The following is an 18,521-nucleotide window of genomic DNA, read 5'->3' as shown; positions in this document are numbered from 1 at the left end:
ATTTTTATTCGTGTCCAATGAAGGGGTTTACTTCAAAAACGGGTGACATTCCCGTCCCCTCAATCGGTTAAACAGTCCATCCGCTCCCAGAGCCGCTTGGCCGCCTTTTGCGCCTTTTCGTAAATCGGCTTCACATCCTTGGCAAATTCCCGGTTTTCCAACACGATCTTGCCGTTCACGATGACCGTCTTTACGTCCCGGGAATCCATGCCGAAGGCGATGTGGCCGGCAATGTTCTCAGACACAAGCGGGGTGGGGGAGTCATAGTCGACGATGGTCAGATCAGCCTTGTAACCTTTTTCCACCTTGCCGAAGTGAGCGCCAAAGTAGCGTCCCAGAAGGTCGTTGCCGTTGTAGAGGAATTTGAGGAAGCTGTCCGGCCAGAGGGGACCGCCGGCGTCGCGGTGTTTGAAGAAGGCGAATTTGAACTCCTCAAACATGTCGCTGCCAATGCCGTCGGTGCCGAGGGCAAAGTTTTGGTACTGAGGGATTTTGTGGTTGTAGCCCACGTTGTTGTTCATGTTGGATCGGGCGTTGTGGGCCAGGTAGGCGTTGTTTTCGTTGATCAGGCGCACATCGTCGTCAGAGAGGTGGACGCCGTGGACGAGGAGCGCCTTGTCGTTGATCAGGCCGAAGTCATGAAGGCGGGCGATGATGTCCTTGCCATAGAGATGGTGGGAGTGGGATACATCGTAGCGATCCTCGGCCACATGGACATGGATGCCTCGGCCTGTCTCCTTGACTGCCTCGGCCATCAGCCGGAGCGCCTCGTCAGGCATCGTCACCGGCGCGTGGCCGCCGATCATGGCTTCCACTAGGTAGTGGCCGTTGCCCGCCTGCAGGTCTTTTTCACAGAGTCTGGCAAAGGCCACGTTCTCTTCGACGCCAGCCTCCACCTCTTTGAGCCCGCCGTTACGATCGGTCGTCTCATAGCAGGTGATGCCCCGGAGGCCCACTTCTTCGAAGGCTGCTTTGAGGACCGAGAGGGAACCGCCGATGAAGTTCGGCGAGGCGTGGTGATCGATGACGGCGGTCGTCCCGCAGCGGATGGCCTCAAGGGAGCAGACAAGGCCGCTATAGTAGAGGATTTCCTCGTCGATGGCTCGGTCCAGGCGCCACCAGAGGTTTTTCAAGACCGAGATGAAGTCGGGGCTCGGCTTGATGCGGGCCAGGATTCCCCGGGACAAGCCTGAGTAAAAGTGATTGTGGCTGCAGACAATGCCGGGCATGACCAGGGCGCCCTTGACATCGATGACCCGTTTGGCGTCATAGGTCCCCGAGAGATCGGTGCCGACGGCCATGATTTCCGTTCCATAGATGTAGATGTCCATGCCCGTCCGCACGCTCGGCGGTGCGAATTCGACGACGGTGGCGTTTTTGAGCAGGATCACGGGTCTGTACCTCCTTTGATCCTCACTTTGGCGTTGCTTCTATGTTCATCGCGTTGGTTATTTTATCGTGTGTAACGGCTACAGGCATTTGATTGGTCTGCGCAATGACTATTCTTCTACGCGCCCAAAGAGGGAGGGGCGTTTGCCATAGAGGGCCGCAAAAATTCCTTCCATGCGGGCCAGTGTGGCGTCACCGTCATCGACTTGGAAGCTGCCGTCAACCAAGGGGAAAGTGCGCACAGCGTCTCTCACCCGTACATAGACGGTACCGTTTTCTATGAAGAAGCCGGGGTTTCGGCTGGTCTCAAAATCCTGCCGCAAGCTGAAGAGGGTCGGCTTGTCGTTATAGGGCCGGCCGTCCCAAGGGCAGAAGGTGGCACAGTTTCCGCATTCATTGCAGTAGGCGTCCAGGTGGACGATCTGGAAGTGGTTGCGGAATCCCGCTGCCGCGCCTTTCACCGGCACAGCGATGTTGGCACGGTTCGGACAGACCTCGACACACTTGTTGCAGACGCTGCTGCATTCGAGACAGCGGTGGTACTCCCTGTCGCCCACGTTTGGGTCCACCTCGGGGCCGGCTTCCACCGGCACATCTGATTGGGCGATGAGGCCTCGTTTTTTAGCGGTGATCGCTTTGACTGTCTCTTCGTCGGCAGGGCCGGGGATAAAGGCCGCCCGTTTCCAGGCGGGATCTTCGGCCCGGCAGATGGCGTCAGCGGCTTTTCGCCCGTCAGCGATGCACTTGACAATGGAGGAGGGGCCGCGCGAGGCGTCGCCCACGAGGTACACTCCGGGCAGCGAGGTGGCGCAGGTGGACTTATTCGTCGGCGGCGCTGCGGTTTCCCCTTGCGCCAGTCCCAGTTTGGCGAGCAGTTTCGTATCGATTGTTTCGCCGATGGCGGTGATCAGCGTTTCCACCGGCAGCGCCCGCACCTCGTCCGTCTTTTCGGGGCGGCGACGTCCGCTGGCGTCAGGCGCGCCGAGCTGCATCACCCGGCAGAGGAGATTGCCGTCGCCGTCGACGCCTTCAGGGTTCATCAAGAAAAGGAATTCGACGCCGTCAGCCAGGGCGAGTTCGTACTCTTCCCGGTAGGCCGGCATCTCTTTTTCCGTCCGCCGGTAGATGACGGTCACCTTTTCCACGCTGGGGAGCTTCAGGGCGGTGCGGGCGGCGTCCATGGCCGTATTGCCCGCGCCTGCGACAGCCACTTGCTTGCCGAGGCGTAGCGATGCCGGGTCGCGATTGAACTGCTCCAAGAAGGAGAGGGCCGACATCATGCGGGGGAGGACTGCTTTGCACCTGGCATTCGTCGCTTCGACATTGACGGCACCGACCGCACTGATCGCGTGGGCTTCTACGGAATTGAGGGAGCCCTGGGGGTTAACGGAGTTGACAGAATCAACGGACGAAAGCCTCTCTATGGGGAAGTCCTTTTCCGCTCCCGCGCCGACGGCAACGACGACATAAGCGTAGCCCATCGATTGCAGCAACGCCGGCGTCAGGTCAGGCGAGGCGTTGAAGACAAACTTGACGCCATGTTCCTCGATGAAACGGACATCGGCGTCGATCACCTCGTCACTGATGCGAAAGCGTGGGATGACATGGCGGACGGTCCCGCCGGCCGATTCGCGCCGTTCGAAGACGGTCACATCGAAGCCTTCCCGGGCCAGGAAGTAGGCTGAGGCCAAGCCGGCGGGACCGGCGCCCATGACAGCCGCTTTGGCCGCATGTCGCTTCACCGGGACAGCCCATTTTTCTTTATATTCGTCGAAGCCCTTTTTCACGGCGATCCGCTTCATTTCACGGATCAGCACGCAGCCTTCGTAATCGAGGCGGGTGCAGTGGTACTGGCAGGCGTGGTCACAGATATGGCCGGTGATCGACGGCAATGCGTTCTTCTCATAGATCAGCGCCAGCGCCTCAGCGTAGCGCTGCTGGCCTACGAGGCGGATATAGGCCGGGATGTCCTGGTGAATCGGGCAGGCCGCCTGGCAGGGCGCTTCGGCGCAGTCGAAGAGGGGCAGCTCGGAGGCGACGGACGCCTTGGCGTCGCCGCGGAAACTCTTTTTGGAGTAATCGGCCTCTAAGGCTTTGGCCGCCAGGGCTGCGACTTTGGCCGGGTCGATCTTGGTCTGTTCCCAGCCATCCATGGCTTCGAGCTTGCCAGCCATGGCAGCCATGCGGGCATAGCCGCCTGGTTTCAGCAACTCTGTCGCCGCTGTGATCGGCCGGATGCCGGTGGCGAAGACCTCGGCCACGTTATGTTCGCTGATCCCGGCCGAGAAGGAGATGGGCAGTTCCCCGGCAAACTCGTCGCAGATCTTGGCGGCCAGGTTGATCGAGAGCGGGAAGAGGGCCCGGCCAGACATGTACATCTCGCCGCCGGGCAGGCGGTTCTTGAAGTTGACGGCGCCGAGGGTGTTCGTCAGCTTGACGCCGAAGAACCGCCCTTGGCTTGCCGCCAGCGCCTGCAACCGCTTCAGCATGGGGATGGCCTCTTGATATTGCAGGTCATGGTCGAAAGACGCCTGGGAGAGGGCGACATAATCGAAGCCAAGCGTATCTAAGATGTTCCGAACCATCGGGTAGGAGAGCAACGTCGGGTTCAGCTTGACATAGGTCTCCAGCTTTTTCTCCGTCAGCATGTAGATACAGATCTTTTCGATCTCCTCGGGCGGGCAGCCGTGCATCGTCGAGAGGGTGACCGACTTGCAGATCTGAGGCGAGATCCGCTCCGGCAGGGATTGCAGCGCCGTCAGGCGGTGCTCCAGGCCGGTGCCGTGCAAGAACGTCCCTTCCTTCAGCAGATCGGCCAAATCATGGAGCGCTGCAGCGAAAAGGGGATGGCCGGAAGCGTTCATCAGCCCGTCGATGTAGGCGTTCATGCGGGGGGACTGGATCCCCGCCAGGTTGTAGCCGACGCTCATGTTGAAGATGAAAGAGCGCGCTTTCCCGATCCGCAGTTCAAAAGCTTCTTCCAGCAGGTGCAACAGCACCCAAGCCTTGATGTATTCGGCGTAGGCCTTTTCGACGGGATACTCAGAGGACCACTCCGTATTGAACCCCTCATCCTCGGCGTCGATGCAGGGCTTTTCCACAGGCGGCTCTTTCTCCTGGACCGTCTTCAATTCGATGAAGCGGCTGCCAGCCAGGTAGGACGTGGCAATGTTCTGGGCCAGTTGGGTGTGCGGACCTGCCGCTGGTCCCAGCGGGGTCTCACAGTTTTCGCCGAAGAGGCGAAGGGTCTTCTCCCCGCTTTTGCGGAAAAAGTGCGCTCCTGGAAGCGCAAAGACGGAACGATCTGCCGCGTACTCCTGGAAGGCACGGCAAACCAGTTCTTTCAACGGAATCGGTCGCATGATGTCGCCCACGGGATTCCCTCCTTGTCAAAAAGGTAGCACTCATATTTGATGCAAAAATTATACCAAGATCATCGACTCTGACGACAGGCATTAATGAAAAACAAAGTTTCTTTTTTCGACATTCGTTGGCGCGGTTTTTGCATAGGTAAGAAAGAATAAAACAACCTTTGATGACGATTGTGGGAACCAGTGCAGGAAAAAAGGGTCTGAAAGTCTAATAGATAGGATCAATCATCGTGCTCGTGATTGCATGAAGCGGGGGTGAGCAAGTGTACTGGCTGCGCGACATTGAAGAGACAGTGCAGCAAACGGCCGAGGCGATCGCCGAGGCCTTGATGATCGAGGTGGAGATCGCAGATCCCGATCTGGTGCGCATCGCCGGAACCGGTCGCTACCGGGAAGGTCGCGGGCGCGTCTTGGAGGACGGTTTCGTCTACCGGCACATCCTGCAAAGCGGTCAGGCCGTGATCATCGACCAGCCGGGCCATCACGAACTCTGCCAGCCCTGCTCCCGCCGGGGCGACTGCTCCGAGACGGCGGAGGTGGCCGTGCCCATCAAAATCGACGACAAGGCAATCGGCGTCATCGGGCTCATCGGCTTTGACGGGCCGCAAGGGAAGCGCCTGCTCAGCCGCCAGGACTCGTTGCTCCGCTTTTTGGAGAAGATGGCTGAGTTGATCGCCGGAAAAACGGCGGAAAACGTCCAGAACCGGCAGCGGGAATCGCTCGTCCGCCAACTGGAAACGGTGCTGAACCTCCTTCACGACGGGATCTTCGTCGTCGGCGCCGATAAGGTGATCACCCACCACAACGAATTGGCCGCTTCGCTGACCGATTTGACGGCAGGGTCCCGGGTCGCCTTGCCCCAGATCATGGACGACAAGAAGCTCTGGAAGGCCATCGAAAAGGGAAAAGGCTTTTCCGGGCAGGTGAAGGGGCGGCGGGTGTCGGCCCACTGGTACTGTGACGCTATGCCGATCATCCGAGAGGAGGCTATCGACGGCGCCATCATCATCTTAAAGGATGTTCAGGAGATCAAGCGCCTCGTCAACGACACGACGGTCAGCGATATCGCCACCGAATTTTCGCAGATCATCGGCAGCAGCGCCAAAATCCGTGAACTCAAGTCCCTGGCCTGCAAAGTCGCCTCCAGCAATTCGACGCTGCTGATCCAGGGGGAGAGCGGGACCGGCAAGGAACTGCTGGCCCGGGCGATCCACCAGTCTAGCAGCCGCAGCCAAAACGCCTTCATCGCCATCAACTGCGGCGCCATCCCCGAGACACTCTTAGAAAGTGAGCTCTTCGGCTATGAGGAGGGCTCCTTCACCGGGGCGAAACGGGGCGGCAAGCTGGGCAAGTTCGAACTGGCCAACAACGGGACCCTCTTTCTCGACGAGATCGGCGACATGCCCTTGCACCTGCAGGTCAAGCTTCTGCGCGTCCTCCAGGAGCGGCGCGTCGAGCGAGTCGGCAGTTCCCGCTCCATCCCGGTCGATGTGCGGATCGTCGCCGCCACTCACCGCGACCTGGAGAAGATGGTCGCCGCTGGCGAGTTCCGGGAGGATCTCTACTACCGCCTGAACGTGATCCCCTTGACCATCCCGCCACTGCGGGAGCGGCGAGAAGACATCCCCTTGCTGATCGACCATTACCTGGAGCACTACTGCCACCTGCTGAATAAGCAGGTGACCCGGCTGGCGACCGATGCGGCGTCGCTCCTCCAACGCTACTCCTGGCCTGGAAACGTGCGGGAACTGGCCAATGTCGTCGAATACGCCGTCACCATGGCGACCGGCGGGCTGATCAGCCTGAAGGATCTGCCCAAGCGGCTCAAGGCTGAGGAGCCCGTGAAAATCCAGGACGACTGCCTTAACCTGAAGGTGCTTGAGCGCGAAGCCATCACCAAGGCCCTCGAAGCGGCCACCACTGAGGGTTGCAAGGATGACGCCGCCAAGCGATTGGGGATCAGCCGGGCGACGCTGTACCGCAAGATTAAGGAATATAACATCGCCGAGCGCAAGGTCTTTTCCTGACCTTTTACGAGGAGACGGTTGTCTCATTGTGAGACGCGATGCATTCGAACATAAACAAAAGATGTCTTCCGTATGGGTTCGATAACGAGTTAGACAAAAAGAGGCTTTGGACAAAAAAGCTCATAACTCATAAAAAGTATGAGCGAAAAAGGCTTCGATAATAAAAGGATTTATAAAGGATTTGCCCGGTGGTATCTCTTAGACCACTCTTCTGATATCGCCTAGGATGCCTTTTTCATATAAGAAAAAAGTCTCGAATTGAGACGGCAGTGATTGTCTCCCGAGGTCGTCCCATCCACCTTTTTTATATCTGCTGCAAGAGGGAATGCAAAGAAGGAGGGAGCGCCCATGAAAAGCGTAGGCCGGAGTCTCACCCGTGTCGACGCCGTGGCTAAAGTGAAAGGCGCCGCGAAATATGTTGACGACTATTTTGTTCCCGGCATGCTCCATGCCAAGGTCTTTCGCAGCGCCATCGCCAACGGCTGGGTGAAGCGCATCGACGTCAGCAAGGCTAAGGCGCTGCCGGGCGTCGTCGCCGTCGCCACCTATGAGGATGTGCCGGAGCACACCTTTCCGACGGCCGGCCACCCTTACTCGAAGGATCCCGCTCACCAGGACGTGGCCGACCGCAATCTGCTGACGCGCCGGGTGCGCCTTGTTGGCGACGAGATCGCCGCCGTGGTGGCCGTCGACGAACGGACGGCGCAACAGGCGTTGGCCCTGATTGAAGTGGAATACGAGGAATATGAACCGCTGCTGACGGCGGAAGCGGCCCTCAAGGCAGGCGCGCCGGAAATCCATGCCGGGACGGGCAATGTGCTGGGGCGGGGCGGCTACGAACTGGGCAATCTCGCCCAGTCCTTCGCCGATTCGGACCACGTCTTTTCCGACGCCTTCACGACTCAGATGGTCACCCACTGCGCCATGGAGAACTACAGCGCTTACGCTTACATGGAGGAAAACGGCCGCATCGTCGTCGTTTCCTCTACCCAGATCCCCCACATCTGCCGGCGGATCGTCGGTCAGGCCCTCGGTATCCCCTGGGGCCGCGTCCGCGTGATCAAACCGTACATAGGCGGCGGCTTCGGCGGCAAACAGGACGCCGTCGTGGAACCGCTCGTCGCCTTTCTCACCACCGTCGTCCACGGCCGCCCCGTAAAACTGGAGTTCAGCCGAGAAGAGAGTTTCATCGCCTCCCGGGTGCGCCATCCCATCGCATTCAAGATCAAGACGGGCGTCAAAAAAGACGGAACCCTGCTGGCCCGCGAGTTAGAGATCGTCTCCATCAACGGCGCCTACGCCTCCCATGGCCAGTCCATCGCCAACAATGCAGGCACGAAGTACCGCCAGCTCTACGCCCAGCAGGCGATCAAATGCAAGTCCACCTCGGTGTACACGAACATGCCCTCCGCCGGGGCGATGCGCGGCTACGGCATCCCCCAAGTCATGTTCGCTTTGGAGAGCCATATGGACGATGTGGCCAGGGAACTGGGGATTGACCCTGTCGACTTTCGCCTGAAAAATATCGTCAGCGCTGGTTATCAGGATCCGATCAGCGGCGTCAAGGTGCTCAGCAACGGCTTGGCCGAGTGCCTACAAAAGGGACGAGAACTCATCGGCTGGGACGCCAAAAAAGCGGACCCCAGCCGGCGGAAGGGGACGAAGCGGCGCGGCGTCGGCGCAGCCTGTTTCACCTACGCCTCAGGCACCCACCCTGTGGGTCTGGAGGTGGCCGGGGCGCGAATCGTCATGAATGAAGACGGCTCGGTTCAACTCCAGGTGGGCGCCACCGAGATCGGCCAGGGCAGCGACACCGTTTTCACCCAGATGGTGGCCGAGACGGTCGGCATCCCCCCATCGATGGTCCATATCGTCGCCGAACAGGACACAGACATCTCGCCTGTCGACCTGGGCTCTTATGCCTCCCGGCAGACCTACATCACCGGTTTGGCCGTGCGCAAGGCCGCCGAAGCGATCAAGGCCAAGGTCCTCGACTACGCCTGGGGAATGACCGACATCCCGGCGAGCGCCATGGACATCGCTGACGGCTGGCTCGTCTACAAGCACAACGGCGAAGCGATCCTGCCCATCGGCGAGGTGGCCCTCGACGCCCACACAAACACGGTCCACTGCCAGCCCTTTACGGCCGATGTGTCCAATAACGCCCGCGTCAACGCCTTCGCCTATGGCTGCACCTTCGTGGAGGTGGAAGTGGACCTGTTGACAGGCAAGGTGGAGGTTATCGAGATCCACAACGTCCACGATTCCGGCAAGATCATCAATCCCCAATTGGCCGTCGGCCAGGTCCATGGCGGTGTCAGCATGGGGCTCGGCTACGCCCTCTACGAGCAGATGCTCTTTGACCCCAAGAGCGGCAAGCCCCTGATCCATAACCTCCTCGACTACAAGCTGATGACCGCCTACGACACCCCCGAGATCGGCGCTCATTTCGTCGAACCTTATGAGCCGACAGGGCCCTATGGCAACAAAGCCTTGGGCGAGCCGCCGGCCATCACGCCGGCGCCGGCCATCCGCAACGCCATCCTTGACGCCACCGGCGTGGCCTTTAATGACCTGCCCCTCACACCCCAGCGCCTGATCGCCCGCTTCCAAGCGGAAGGGCTGATCGAATAGGAGGGATGACCATGTTCGACATTGCCCGATACGATGAAGCCCGCTCCGTTGACGAGGCTGTGGCCCTGCTGGCAGCCGATCCCAAAGCGCGGCTCATCGCCGGCGGAACGGATGTGTTGATCCGGATCCGGGAAGGGAAACAGCCGGCGGCCCAGTTGGTTGGCATCCGCCATATCCCCGAATTGACCCGCATCGAAGGTACGGCGGACGGCGCCCTTTCCATCGGCGCGGCGGCCACCTTCAGCCGCATCGCCTCCGACCCGCTCGTCCGCCAGTGCGTTCCCGTCCTGGCCGAAGCCGTCGACACCGTCGGCGGTCCCCAAATCCGCCGTGTCGCCACCATCGGCGGCAACGTCTGCAACGGCGCCACATCAGCCGACAGCGCTTCGACTCTTTTCGCCCTCGACGCCATCCTCCAGATCCAGGGGCCGGAGGGCGTCCGGTTGACGCCGATCCGCCAGTTCTACCGCGGGCCGGGCAAGGTCAACCTGGGCCAGGCCGAGGTGCTCACGGCGATCCTCATCATGCCCGAAAGTTATGAGGGCTATGGCGGCCACTACATCAAATACGCCATGCGCAAGGCCATGGACATCGCCACCCTGGGCTGTTCCGTCAACTGCAAGGTAACTGAGGGCAATATCCTCGCCGATGTGAGGCTCGCTTTTGGCGTGGCCGCGCCGACGCCGATCCGCTGTCCCGAGGCGGAAGGGGCCGTCAAAGGCAAACCATTCAGCCCGGAAGTGGTGGAAGCCTTCGGCAACGCGGCAGCAGCCGAGATCAACCCGCGCACCTCCTGGCGGGCCTCCCGCGAATTTCGTCTCCACCTGGCCAAGGAACTGAGCAAACAGGCGCTGGTCAAGGCCTATCAACAGGCAGGGGGGATCATCTATGGCGACTAAGCGAATCGACTGCACTGTCAACGGTCAGAAACACTCCCTCGAAGTGGAAGTGGGCGAATCCCTACTGGAAGTCCTGCGCAACCGACTTCACCTGACCGGTACGAAAAAGGGCTGCGGTGTCGGCGAGTGCGGCGCTTGCACCGTCTTGGTCGACGGCGAAGCCATCGACTCCTGCCTCTTTCTCGCCGTTTGGGCGGACGGCAAAGTGATCCGCACCATCGAGGGCGAGGCCAAAGAGGGCCAATTGACGAAGGTGCAGGAGGCCTTTGTCGAGGAAGGCGCTGTCCAGTGTGGCTTTTGCACCCCCGGGTTCGTCATGTCTGTGACGGCGTTGACTGAAAAGGGATGCAACTGCGACCGCGAGGGATTGAAAAAGGAACTCTCCGGGCACATGTGCCGGTGCACTGGCTATCACAACATCATCAACGCGGCCGAAAAGGCGATGGGGGAGAAGTGATTCCCTATTGTCGGGATGGTCCCTCCTGTCCGCCTCCCGGACAGTGGATATACATAATCGGGTGATAAGGAGATGCAGGTGTTGGAGAACAAGTTTGCCGAGGTCCTGAAACTGGCCGAGAAGTACAAACCGGACATGTCGCGGTTTCTGCGGGATCTGATCGCCATCCCCAGCGAGAGTTGTGACGAGCAGAAGGTCGTGCTTCGCATCAAAGAGGAAATGGAGAAGGTGGGCTTTGACAAGGTCGAGATCGACCCCATGGGCAACATCCTGGGGTATATCGGCCGCGGCAAACACCTGATCGCCATGGACGCGCACATCGACACGGTCGGCGTCGGCAACCCGGAAAACTGGCAGTACGACCCCTATATCGGCTATGAAGACGATGAGATCATCATTGGCCGGGGCGCCAGCGACCAGACCGGCGGCATGGTTTCCATGGTCTACGCTGGCAAGATTATCAAAGACCTAGGCCTGGAAGACGACTACACCCTCGTCATTGTCGGTTCCGTCCAGGAAGAGGACTGTGACGGCCTCTGCTGGCAGTACATCATCAACGAAGACAAGCTCCGTCCCGAATTCGTCGTCATTACCGAGCCGACCGACGGCAAGATCTATCGCGGCCAACGCGGCCGCATGGAGATCAAGGTGACCACCAAGGGCGTCAGTTGCCACGGTTCAGCGCCAGAGCGGGGCGACAACGCCATCTACAAGATGGCCGATATTCTGAAGGAACTGCGAGCGCTCCACGAAAACCTGCAAGACCATCCTTTCCTGGGCAAGGGCAGCCTCACCGTCTCGGAGATCTTCCACACCTCGCCGTCGCGCTGCGCTGTCGCCGATAGCTGCTGGATCTCCATCGACCGTCGCCTGACCGCTGGGGAAGACGCCGAACTGGCCCTCAACCAGATCCGCAACCTTCCCGCTGTCAAAGCTGCCGGCGCTGTCGTCGAGATGTACACCTATGAACGGCCGGCTTACACCGGTCTCATCTACCCGACCGACGCCTACTTCCCGACCTGGCTGATCGAAGACGGCCACCCGGTCTGCTACACCCTCGAAGACGCCTACAAGGGGCTTTTCCAGACAGAACCGGTCGTAGACAAGTGGACCTTTTCCACCAACGGTGTCTCGATCATGGGCCGCTACGGCATCCCCTGCATCGGCTTCGGCCCCGGCCACGAAGACCAGGCCCACGCCCCCAACGAGCGGACCTGGAAAAAGGAACTGGTCATGGCGGCTGCCATGTACGCCGTAATCCCTTCCATTTATGTCTCCAAGTATGCGGCGCAGATGCCGGAGGATACGAAGAACCTGGTAGACTAGGATAGGCCACTGTTGCCAGGTTTCCTAGGTTCAAATCCGACTCTTGGCGTGAACCTAGTGAAAAGCAACCATTTCGTCGAAAAAAACGGTTCCAGAAATGGCCGGAAAGGCCGTTCTTCAACCCTAAATGAAAAACACAAAAATATAGGAGGATTCTCATGCAGACGATTTTCCGCGGCCGCCACTTCATCGATCTCGAAGAGTTCACCAAAGAAGAAGTCGACACCATGCTGGAGGTCTCTTTTGACCTCAAAAAACAATTCGCCATGGGCGTGCCCACGCCGTACCTGCTCCATAAGACCATGTTCATGATGTTCTTCGAGCAGTCTACGCGAACCCGCAACTCCATGGAAGCCGGCCTCGCCCAACTGGGCGGTCACGCCGGGTTCCTCGACTCGAGCAGCATGCAGATCGCCCATGGCGAGAGCGCCAAGGACACGGCCATCATCCTGTCCCGCTTCGGCCACGCCATCGCCTGCCGCTACTGCAACTGGGGCTATGGCAACAAGTACTTGACCGAGATGGCCCAGTGGTCCAAGGTTCCCATTATGAACCTCCAGTGCGACCTCTACCACCCCTTCCAGGCCCTGGCCGACCTCATGACGATGAAAGAAAAGATCGGCGACCTGAAGCGGACCAAGGTCTCCATCATCTGGGCCTACGCCGAGAGCCACAAAAAGCCCATCTCCGTTCCCGTCTCCCAACTCCTGCTCTTCCCGCGCTACGGCATGGACGTCTGCCTCGCCCATCCGAAGGGCTGGGAACTGCCCGATTGGGTCATCGAAAAAGCGAAAGCCAATGCGGCCAAGTTTGGCGGCACCGTGACCGTTACCAATAACGAAGAGGAAGCCTACGAAAACGCCCACATCGTCATCCCGAAAAACTGGGGCTCCTGGGTCAATGACCAGACAGGCGCCTCCATCGCCGGGGCTACGAAGGTCGTCGATGAAAAGCTGATGGCCCAAAAGTCCTGGAAGTGCACTGAAGCGAAGATGGCCACCGCCGACAAAGACGTCATGTACATGCACGCCCTCCCGGCCGACCGCAACAATGAAGTGGAAGACTCCGTCATCGACGGTCCCCATTCGATCGTCTTCGACGAAGCCGAAAACCGCCTCCACACCGCTAAAGCCGTCATGACTTTGTTGATGGGTGGTCGTTAACAGTGAAAGAACTGGTCGTCGTAGCCATCGGCGGCAACTCGCTCATCATCGACAACAGCAAAACCTCAGTAGAGGACCAGTACGCCGCTGTCTGTGAAACGGCCAAACATATCGCCGGGATCATCGAGCAGGGCTATGAGGTGATCATCACTCATGGGAATGGCCCCCAAGTCGGCTTCATCCTCCGACGCTCTGAGATCGCCAGCGAGGTGGCTGGCATGCACCATGTGCCCCTGGTCAGTTGCGGCGCCGACACGCAAGGGGCCATCGGCTACCAGATCCAGCAGGCCATGGACAATGAGTTCAAAAAGCGCGGAATGAATAAAGAAGCCGTCACCGTCATCACCCAGGTTGCCGTTTCCCCCGACGACTCGGCTTTCCAAAACCCCTCCAAGCCGATCGGCTCTTTCTACACCGAAGCCCAGGCAGTGGGCCTGAAAAAGGCCCACCCTGACTGGGTGCTCGTCAATGACGCCGGGCGCGGCTACCGCCGGCTCGTCCCTTCACCAATGCCCCAGGAGATCGTCGAAAAAGACGTGATCCGTCTGCTCGTCCGTCAGGGCTACTGTGTCATCGGTGTCGGCGGCGGTGGCATCCCTGTCGTTACCCAGGAAGATGGCTCGCGCAAAGGGATCGACGCCGTCATCGACAAAGATTTTGCCTCCAGCCTGCTGGCGACGGACATCGGCGCCGACATCCTGATCATCTCGACAGGTGTTCCGAAGGTGTGCCTTAACTACGGCACGCCGGAGCAGAAGTCCCTTGACAGGGTGACCCTGGCCGAACTGAAGCAGTACGTCGCCGAAAACCACTTCGCCCCCGGCAGCATGCTGCCGAAGGTGAAGGCCGTCATCTCCTTCCTTGAAGGGGGCGGCAAGAAGGCGATCATCACCAACCCGGAATCGCTGGAAGAGGCCGTCGCCGGGCGAACGGGGACACACGTCTATCCCTGACTCTCCTCCTAAACAAAAATGCTGATGATTTGCCCTCAACAGTAGTACGGAGCAACAAAAAGTCGATTTTAATTGGTAATGTCTCAAAGATTGCGCGCACTGTCCCTCCGCTGTTTCTTCCTTCAACGGGCAAGGCGGCGGGGAGGGCAGGGTGCGCAATCACTTCGATTTGACCGGGGAGGTGACAACCTTGGCCTACCTGTTGCGAGGTGGCACAGTCGTAACGGCGACAGAGAGCCGCCGGGCTGACCTGCGGATAGAAGGGGAGCGGATCGCCGCCATCGGTGAAAACCTGGACAGACAGCCGGGTGATCAAATCATCGATGTGGCCGGCGCTTTGCTCTTTCCTGGCGGCGTCGACGCCCACACCCATTTTGACCTCCCTGTCGGCGACTTCGCCACTGCGGACGACTTTGCCAGCGGCAGCCAGGCGGCCCTGCTCGGGGGGACCACCACGGTCATCGATTTTGCCACCCAATTTCGCGGTGAAACCCTGATGGCCGCCCTGGAGAACTGGCACAAGCGGGCACAGGGGAAATGCCGTTGCGACTACGGTTTTCACATGGCCATTACTGATTGGCGGGAGGAAACGCCCGGCGAAATGGCGGTCCTCGTCCGGCAAAAAGGAGTTACTTCTTTTAAATTGTACATGGCCTACAAGCATGTCCTCCAAGTCGATGACGGCATCCTCTTTCAGGCCCTGCGCCAGGCGCGGGCGATCGGCGCCCTTGTGGGACTGCACTGCGAAAACGGCGATGTCATCGATGTGCTCGTCCGCGAGCTCCGCAACCAAGGAAAAAAGACGCCCTGCTATCATCCGCAAAGCCGCCCGCCGGCTGTCGAAACGGAAGCCGTGTCCCGTGCCATTGCCCTGGCCCGGATGGCTGGCGCTCCTTTGTACATCGTCCACCTGTCCGCCCAGGAATCCCTGGAAGCAGCCGAAACCGCTCGCCGGATGGGAGCGCCTGTCTTTGTGGAGACCTGCCCCCAGTATCTTTTGCTGGATGACAGCCGCTATGGCAGCGACAACATCCCCGGCAACTGTAACATCCTTACTAGCGCAGATAGCGGCGCTAGCATCGGCGGATGCTGCTGCAACAAAAACGATATCGGTGACGGCAAATCCAGCGGCACTTTCGAAGGCGCCAAGTACGTCATCTCACCCCCCCTCAGATCGAAAGAGCATCAGGAGGCTCTCTGGTCTGGCCTTGCCCGAGGCGTCATCGACACGGTCGCCACCGATCACTGCTCCTTTTTTTATCGGGGCCACAAAGACAAAGGTCGCGACGACTTCAGCCGGATCCCTAACGGCATGCCTGGTGTGGAGCACCGCATGGGCCTATTGTATACCTACGGCGTCGCCGCCGGGCGCATCAGTCTGAACCAATTCGTCTCCCTCACCGCCACACGGCCAGCCCAATTGTTCGGAATTTTCCCCCGTAAGGGAACCCTCGCCGTCGGCGCTGACGCCGACATCGTCGTCTGGGATCCGGCGACTGAAAGGCAAATTACCAACGAGAACCACCACTACCGGCTCGACTACAACCCCTACGCGGGATTCCGGCAAGCGGGCCGCCCAGCCCATCTGTTCTTGCGGGGCCGTCCCGTCGTCCGTGATGGTGAACTGACCGACGCCACGCCGGGAGGCCGGTATCTCTTCCGTGAATCCTCGCGAATCCTGTAGAGAGAAGGGATAGGCCATGCACAAACTGAAGGTCAACGGCGTGATCCATCAAGTCGACAGCGGCGAAGCCAATCTCCTGGACTATTTGCGCGATAAACTGCGGCTCACATCCATGAAAAACGGTTGTGGCGAGGGCGCCTGCGGCGCCTGCATGGTTCTCGTCGACGGCAAGGCCATGCGGGCCTGCCTGTTCACCGTCGTCAAGGCGGAGGGCAAATCGATCATCACCGTGGAAGGGCTCGCCCACCGGGAAAAAGAAGCCTATGCCTGGGCTTTTGCCGAAGCGGGTGCCGTCCAGTGCGGCTTTTGCATCCCTGGCATGGTGATCAGCGCCAAGGCCCTTCTTGACAAAAACCCGCACCCGACGAAACAAGAGATCAAAGAAGCCATCCGCGGCAACATCTGCCGCTGCACTGGCTATATGAAGATTGAAAAAGCGATCGCCCTGGCAGCCGCTGTGCTGCGCGGCGATTTGAACATACCTCATAGGGATAACCGCTTGGGTGTCGGCATCAGCGCCCATCGCGTCGACGCCCGAGAAAAAACACTGGGAACCGGCGAGTATGTCGATGACATGCAGGTCGAGGGGATGCTCTACGGCGCCGTCCTGCGCCCGAAGGCCGCCCGCCTGCGGATACTAAGGATCGACATCGCTGCGGCGAAAGCGCTGCCTGGCGTAGAAGCGGTGCTCACCGCGAAGGATATCCCGGGGCAGCGGCACTGGGGCTTTATCGCCAAGGATTGGCCGACCATGATCGCTGAAGGGGAGGTGACGCGCTACATCGGCGATGCCCTCGCCATTGTCGCCGCTCGCACGCGCCAAATCGCCCGGGAAGCGGTCAAAGCGATCCGTGTCGAATATGAAGAACTCGAACCGATCGTCACGACGGCGGCGGCCCTGGCCGAGGACGCGTCAGCCATCCACCTGAAGGGAAACTTACTCTCCAAGACCTATGTCCGAAGGGGCAATCCGGAAGCAGCGCTGGCCCGGTCGGCCCATGTGGTCACCCACCGCTACACCACCCCGTCGACGGAACACGCCTTTTTGGAGCCCGAAAGCGCCCTGGCTGTGCCGGGCGACGACGGTGGGCTGACGGTGTACGTGGGCACCCAGAGCGTTTACAAGGACCAGCAGGGGATCATGGCCATCCTCGGCCTGCCGGCCGAGAAGGTGCGAGTGATCGGCAAGCTGATCGGCGGCGGCTTCGGCGGAAAAGAGGACCTATCGGTCCAGCACCACGCTGCGCTGCTGGCTTATGTGACGAAAAAGCCGGTCAAGCTCACTTTGAGCCGCCAGGAGAGCATCCACGTCCACCCCAAGCGCCACGCCATGGAACTAGAACTCACCACCGGCTGTGACGCCGAGGGCAAGCTGACGGCTATCGTGGCCCGCATCGTTGCCGACACAGGCGCTTACGCCTCGCTCGGACCGGCTGTCTTGGAGCGGGCCTGCACCCATGTGGCCGGTCCTTATCATGTACCCAACGCCGAGATTACCGGTCTTTGCGTCTATACGAACAACCCGCCCGCCGGCGCCTTCCGAGGCTTTGGCGTCCCCCAGGCCGCTTTCGCCTGTGAGGGAAACATGGACCTGTTGGCCGAAAAAGCAGGGCTCTCTCCATGGGAATTCCGGTTTCGAAACGCCTTGGCGCCTGGGATGGTCAACGCCACAGGACAGATCGCCGATGAAGGAACCGCCATCAAGGAGACCCTGCTGGCGGTCCGGGACGCTTATGAATCCCAGCCCTACGCTGGCATCGCCTGTGCCATGAAAAACACCGGCATCGGCGTTGGGTTGCCCGACATTGGTCGAGTGAAACTGTCCATCACCGGCGGCGTGGTGCGGATCCTGACGAGCGCCGCCTGCATCGGCCAGGGCCTGGCCACCATTGTGTCCCAGATCGTCGCCGAGGTGACAGGCCTTCCCCTCGAGAGACTGAGCGTGGCCCTGCCCGAAACAGGAGTCACGCCTGACGCCGGGACGACGACCGCCTCCCGGCAGACCTTATTTACCGGCGAGGCCGCTCGCCAGGCTGCCCTGGACCTGTTAGAGGCGCTCAATGAGACGGAGGGGGACCTGGAGCCGTTGGAGGGCCGGGAGTTCTCCGGCGAGTATCAGGGCGTCACCGACCCGCTGAACTCGCCGAAAGACAATCCGGTGAACCATGTCGCCTACAGCTACGCCACTCAGGTGGTGCTGCTCGACAACCAGGGCCGCCTGTCCAAGGTCGTCGCCGCCCATGATGTGGGTCGTGCCATCAACCCAAAGGCGATCGAGGGCCAGATCGAGGGTGCCATCGCCATGGGCCTCGGTTACGCCCTCCGCGAAAAGTTTCCCCTCAAAGGCGGCGTGCCGCAGGTGAAGTTCGGAACGTTAGGGCTGTTCCGTTCCACCGAGATGCCGGAAATCGAGACGATCATCGTCGAGAAAAACCCCTCGCCGCTGGCTTTTGGCGCGAAAGGGGTCGGGGAGATCGCCACGATTCCCGTCGCGCCTGCCGTGGCCTCGGCCTACTACCGGTTTGACCGGCAGCAGCGGTTTGATCTGCCGCTGAAAGGGACGCCCTATGACAAGGGATAGCAAAATAGCAGCGATATAGAGTGTAAAAGCAGATGGT

Annotated in this window: 11 protein-coding genes; 9 read left to right on the top strand and 2 right to left on the bottom strand. The window is 60.1% G+C overall.

Annotation, left to right across the window (positions count from 1 at the left end; genetic code table 11):
* Positions 1 to 59: 59 nt before the first annotated feature.
* Both ssnA and ygfK read right to left on the bottom strand, forming a co-directional pair.
* Positions 60 to 1,391: a putative aminohydrolase SsnA gene (gene ssnA, locus AC0CW1_RS04885; RefSeq protein ID WP_488181927.1), complete on the bottom strand. Its 1,332-nt coding sequence runs from the start codon at positions 1,389 to 1,391 to the stop codon at positions 60 to 62.
* A gap of 108 nt (positions 1,392 to 1,499) precedes the next feature.
* A complete protein-coding gene (gene ygfK / locus AC0CW1_RS04880; protein ID WP_488181926.1) occupies positions 1,500 to 4,763 on the bottom strand; it encodes a putative selenate reductase subunit YgfK in 3,264 nt (1,087 codons plus the stop codon).
* A 260-nt stretch (positions 4,764 to 5,023) separates the two neighbouring features.
* Here ygfK and AC0CW1_RS04875 point away from each other — a divergent pair, with 260 nt between their 5' ends.
* The 9 genes from AC0CW1_RS04875 to xdh all read left to right on the top strand — a co-directional run bounded on the left by AC0CW1_RS04875 (position 5,024) and on the right by xdh (position 18,484).
* Positions 5,024 to 6,787 carry a sigma 54-interacting transcriptional regulator gene (locus AC0CW1_RS04875; protein ID WP_488181925.1) on the top strand — a complete coding sequence of 588 codons (1,764 nt, stop codon included), beginning with the start codon at positions 5,024 to 5,026 and terminating at the stop codon, positions 6,785 to 6,787.
* Positions 6,788 to 7,135: 348 nt separating this feature from the next.
* Positions 7,136 to 9,421 (top strand): xanthine dehydrogenase molybdenum-binding subunit XdhA, encoded by a 2,286-nt coding sequence (gene xdhA / locus AC0CW1_RS04870; RefSeq protein ID WP_488181924.1) that lies wholly within the window; start codon positions 7,136 to 7,138, stop codon positions 9,419 to 9,421.
* Positions 9,422 to 9,432: 11 nt separating this feature from the next.
* Entirely contained in the window at positions 9,433 to 10,320 is an 888-nt protein-coding gene (gene xdhB, locus AC0CW1_RS04865) for a xanthine dehydrogenase subunit XdhB (RefSeq protein WP_488181923.1), read from the top strand.
* Positions 10,310 to 10,777 carry a xanthine dehydrogenase subunit XdhC gene (gene xdhC / locus AC0CW1_RS04860; RefSeq protein WP_488181922.1) on the top strand — a complete coding sequence of 156 codons (468 nt, stop codon included), beginning with the start codon at positions 10,310 to 10,312 and terminating at the stop codon, positions 10,775 to 10,777. The genes xdhB and xdhC overlap by 11 nt, the downstream gene beginning before the upstream one ends.
* Positions 10,778 to 10,858: 81 nt before the next feature.
* Positions 10,859 to 12,103, top strand: a complete 1,245-nt coding sequence (locus AC0CW1_RS04855) for a YgeY family selenium metabolism-linked hydrolase (protein ID WP_488181921.1) — start codon at positions 10,859 to 10,861, stop codon at positions 12,101 to 12,103.
* A gap of 158 nt (positions 12,104 to 12,261) precedes the next feature.
* A complete protein-coding gene (locus AC0CW1_RS04850; RefSeq protein WP_488181920.1) occupies positions 12,262 to 13,266 on the top strand; it encodes an ornithine carbamoyltransferase in 1,005 nt (334 codons plus the stop codon).
* Positions 13,267 to 13,268: 2 nt separating this feature from the next.
* Positions 13,269 to 14,219 carry a carbamate kinase gene (arcC, locus tag AC0CW1_RS04845; RefSeq protein WP_488181919.1) on the top strand — a complete coding sequence of 317 codons (951 nt, stop codon included), beginning with the start codon at positions 13,269 to 13,271 and terminating at the stop codon, positions 14,217 to 14,219.
* A 190-nt stretch (positions 14,220 to 14,409) separates the two neighbouring features.
* Positions 14,410 to 15,903 carry a dihydropyrimidinase gene (locus AC0CW1_RS04840; RefSeq protein ID WP_488181918.1) on the top strand — a complete coding sequence of 498 codons (1,494 nt, stop codon included), beginning with the start codon at positions 14,410 to 14,412 and terminating at the stop codon, positions 15,901 to 15,903.
* Positions 15,904 to 15,919: 16 nt separating this feature from the next.
* Positions 15,920 to 18,484, top strand: a complete 2,565-nt coding sequence (gene xdh / locus AC0CW1_RS04835; protein ID WP_488181917.1) for a selenium-dependent xanthine dehydrogenase — start codon at positions 15,920 to 15,922, stop codon at positions 18,482 to 18,484.
* Positions 18,485 to 18,521: the final 37 nt, after the last annotated feature.

This window comes from Heliomicrobium sulfidophilum (genome assembly GCF_057715735.1).
This window is presented reverse-complemented; position numbering and strand designations above follow the sequence as displayed.

Bases quoted from the DNA above. Each gene is read 5' to 3' on its own strand.
- xdhC (WP_488181922.1), top strand. From the start codon at position 10,310: ATGGCGACTAAGCGAATCGACTGCACTGTCAACGGTCAGAAACACTCC.
- xdhB (WP_488181923.1), top strand. From the start codon at position 9,433: ATGTTCGACATTGCCCGATACGATGAAGCCCGCTCCGTTGACGAGGCT.
- AC0CW1_RS04850 (WP_488181920.1), top strand. From the start codon at position 12,262: ATGCAGACGATTTTCCGCGGCCGCCACTTCATCGATCTCGAAGAGTTC.
- xdhA (WP_488181924.1), top strand. From the start codon at position 7,136: ATGAAAAGCGTAGGCCGGAGTCTCACCCGTGTCGACGCCGTGGCTAAA.
- xdh (WP_488181917.1), top strand. From the start codon at position 15,920: ATGCACAAACTGAAGGTCAACGGCGTGATCCATCAAGTCGACAGCGGC.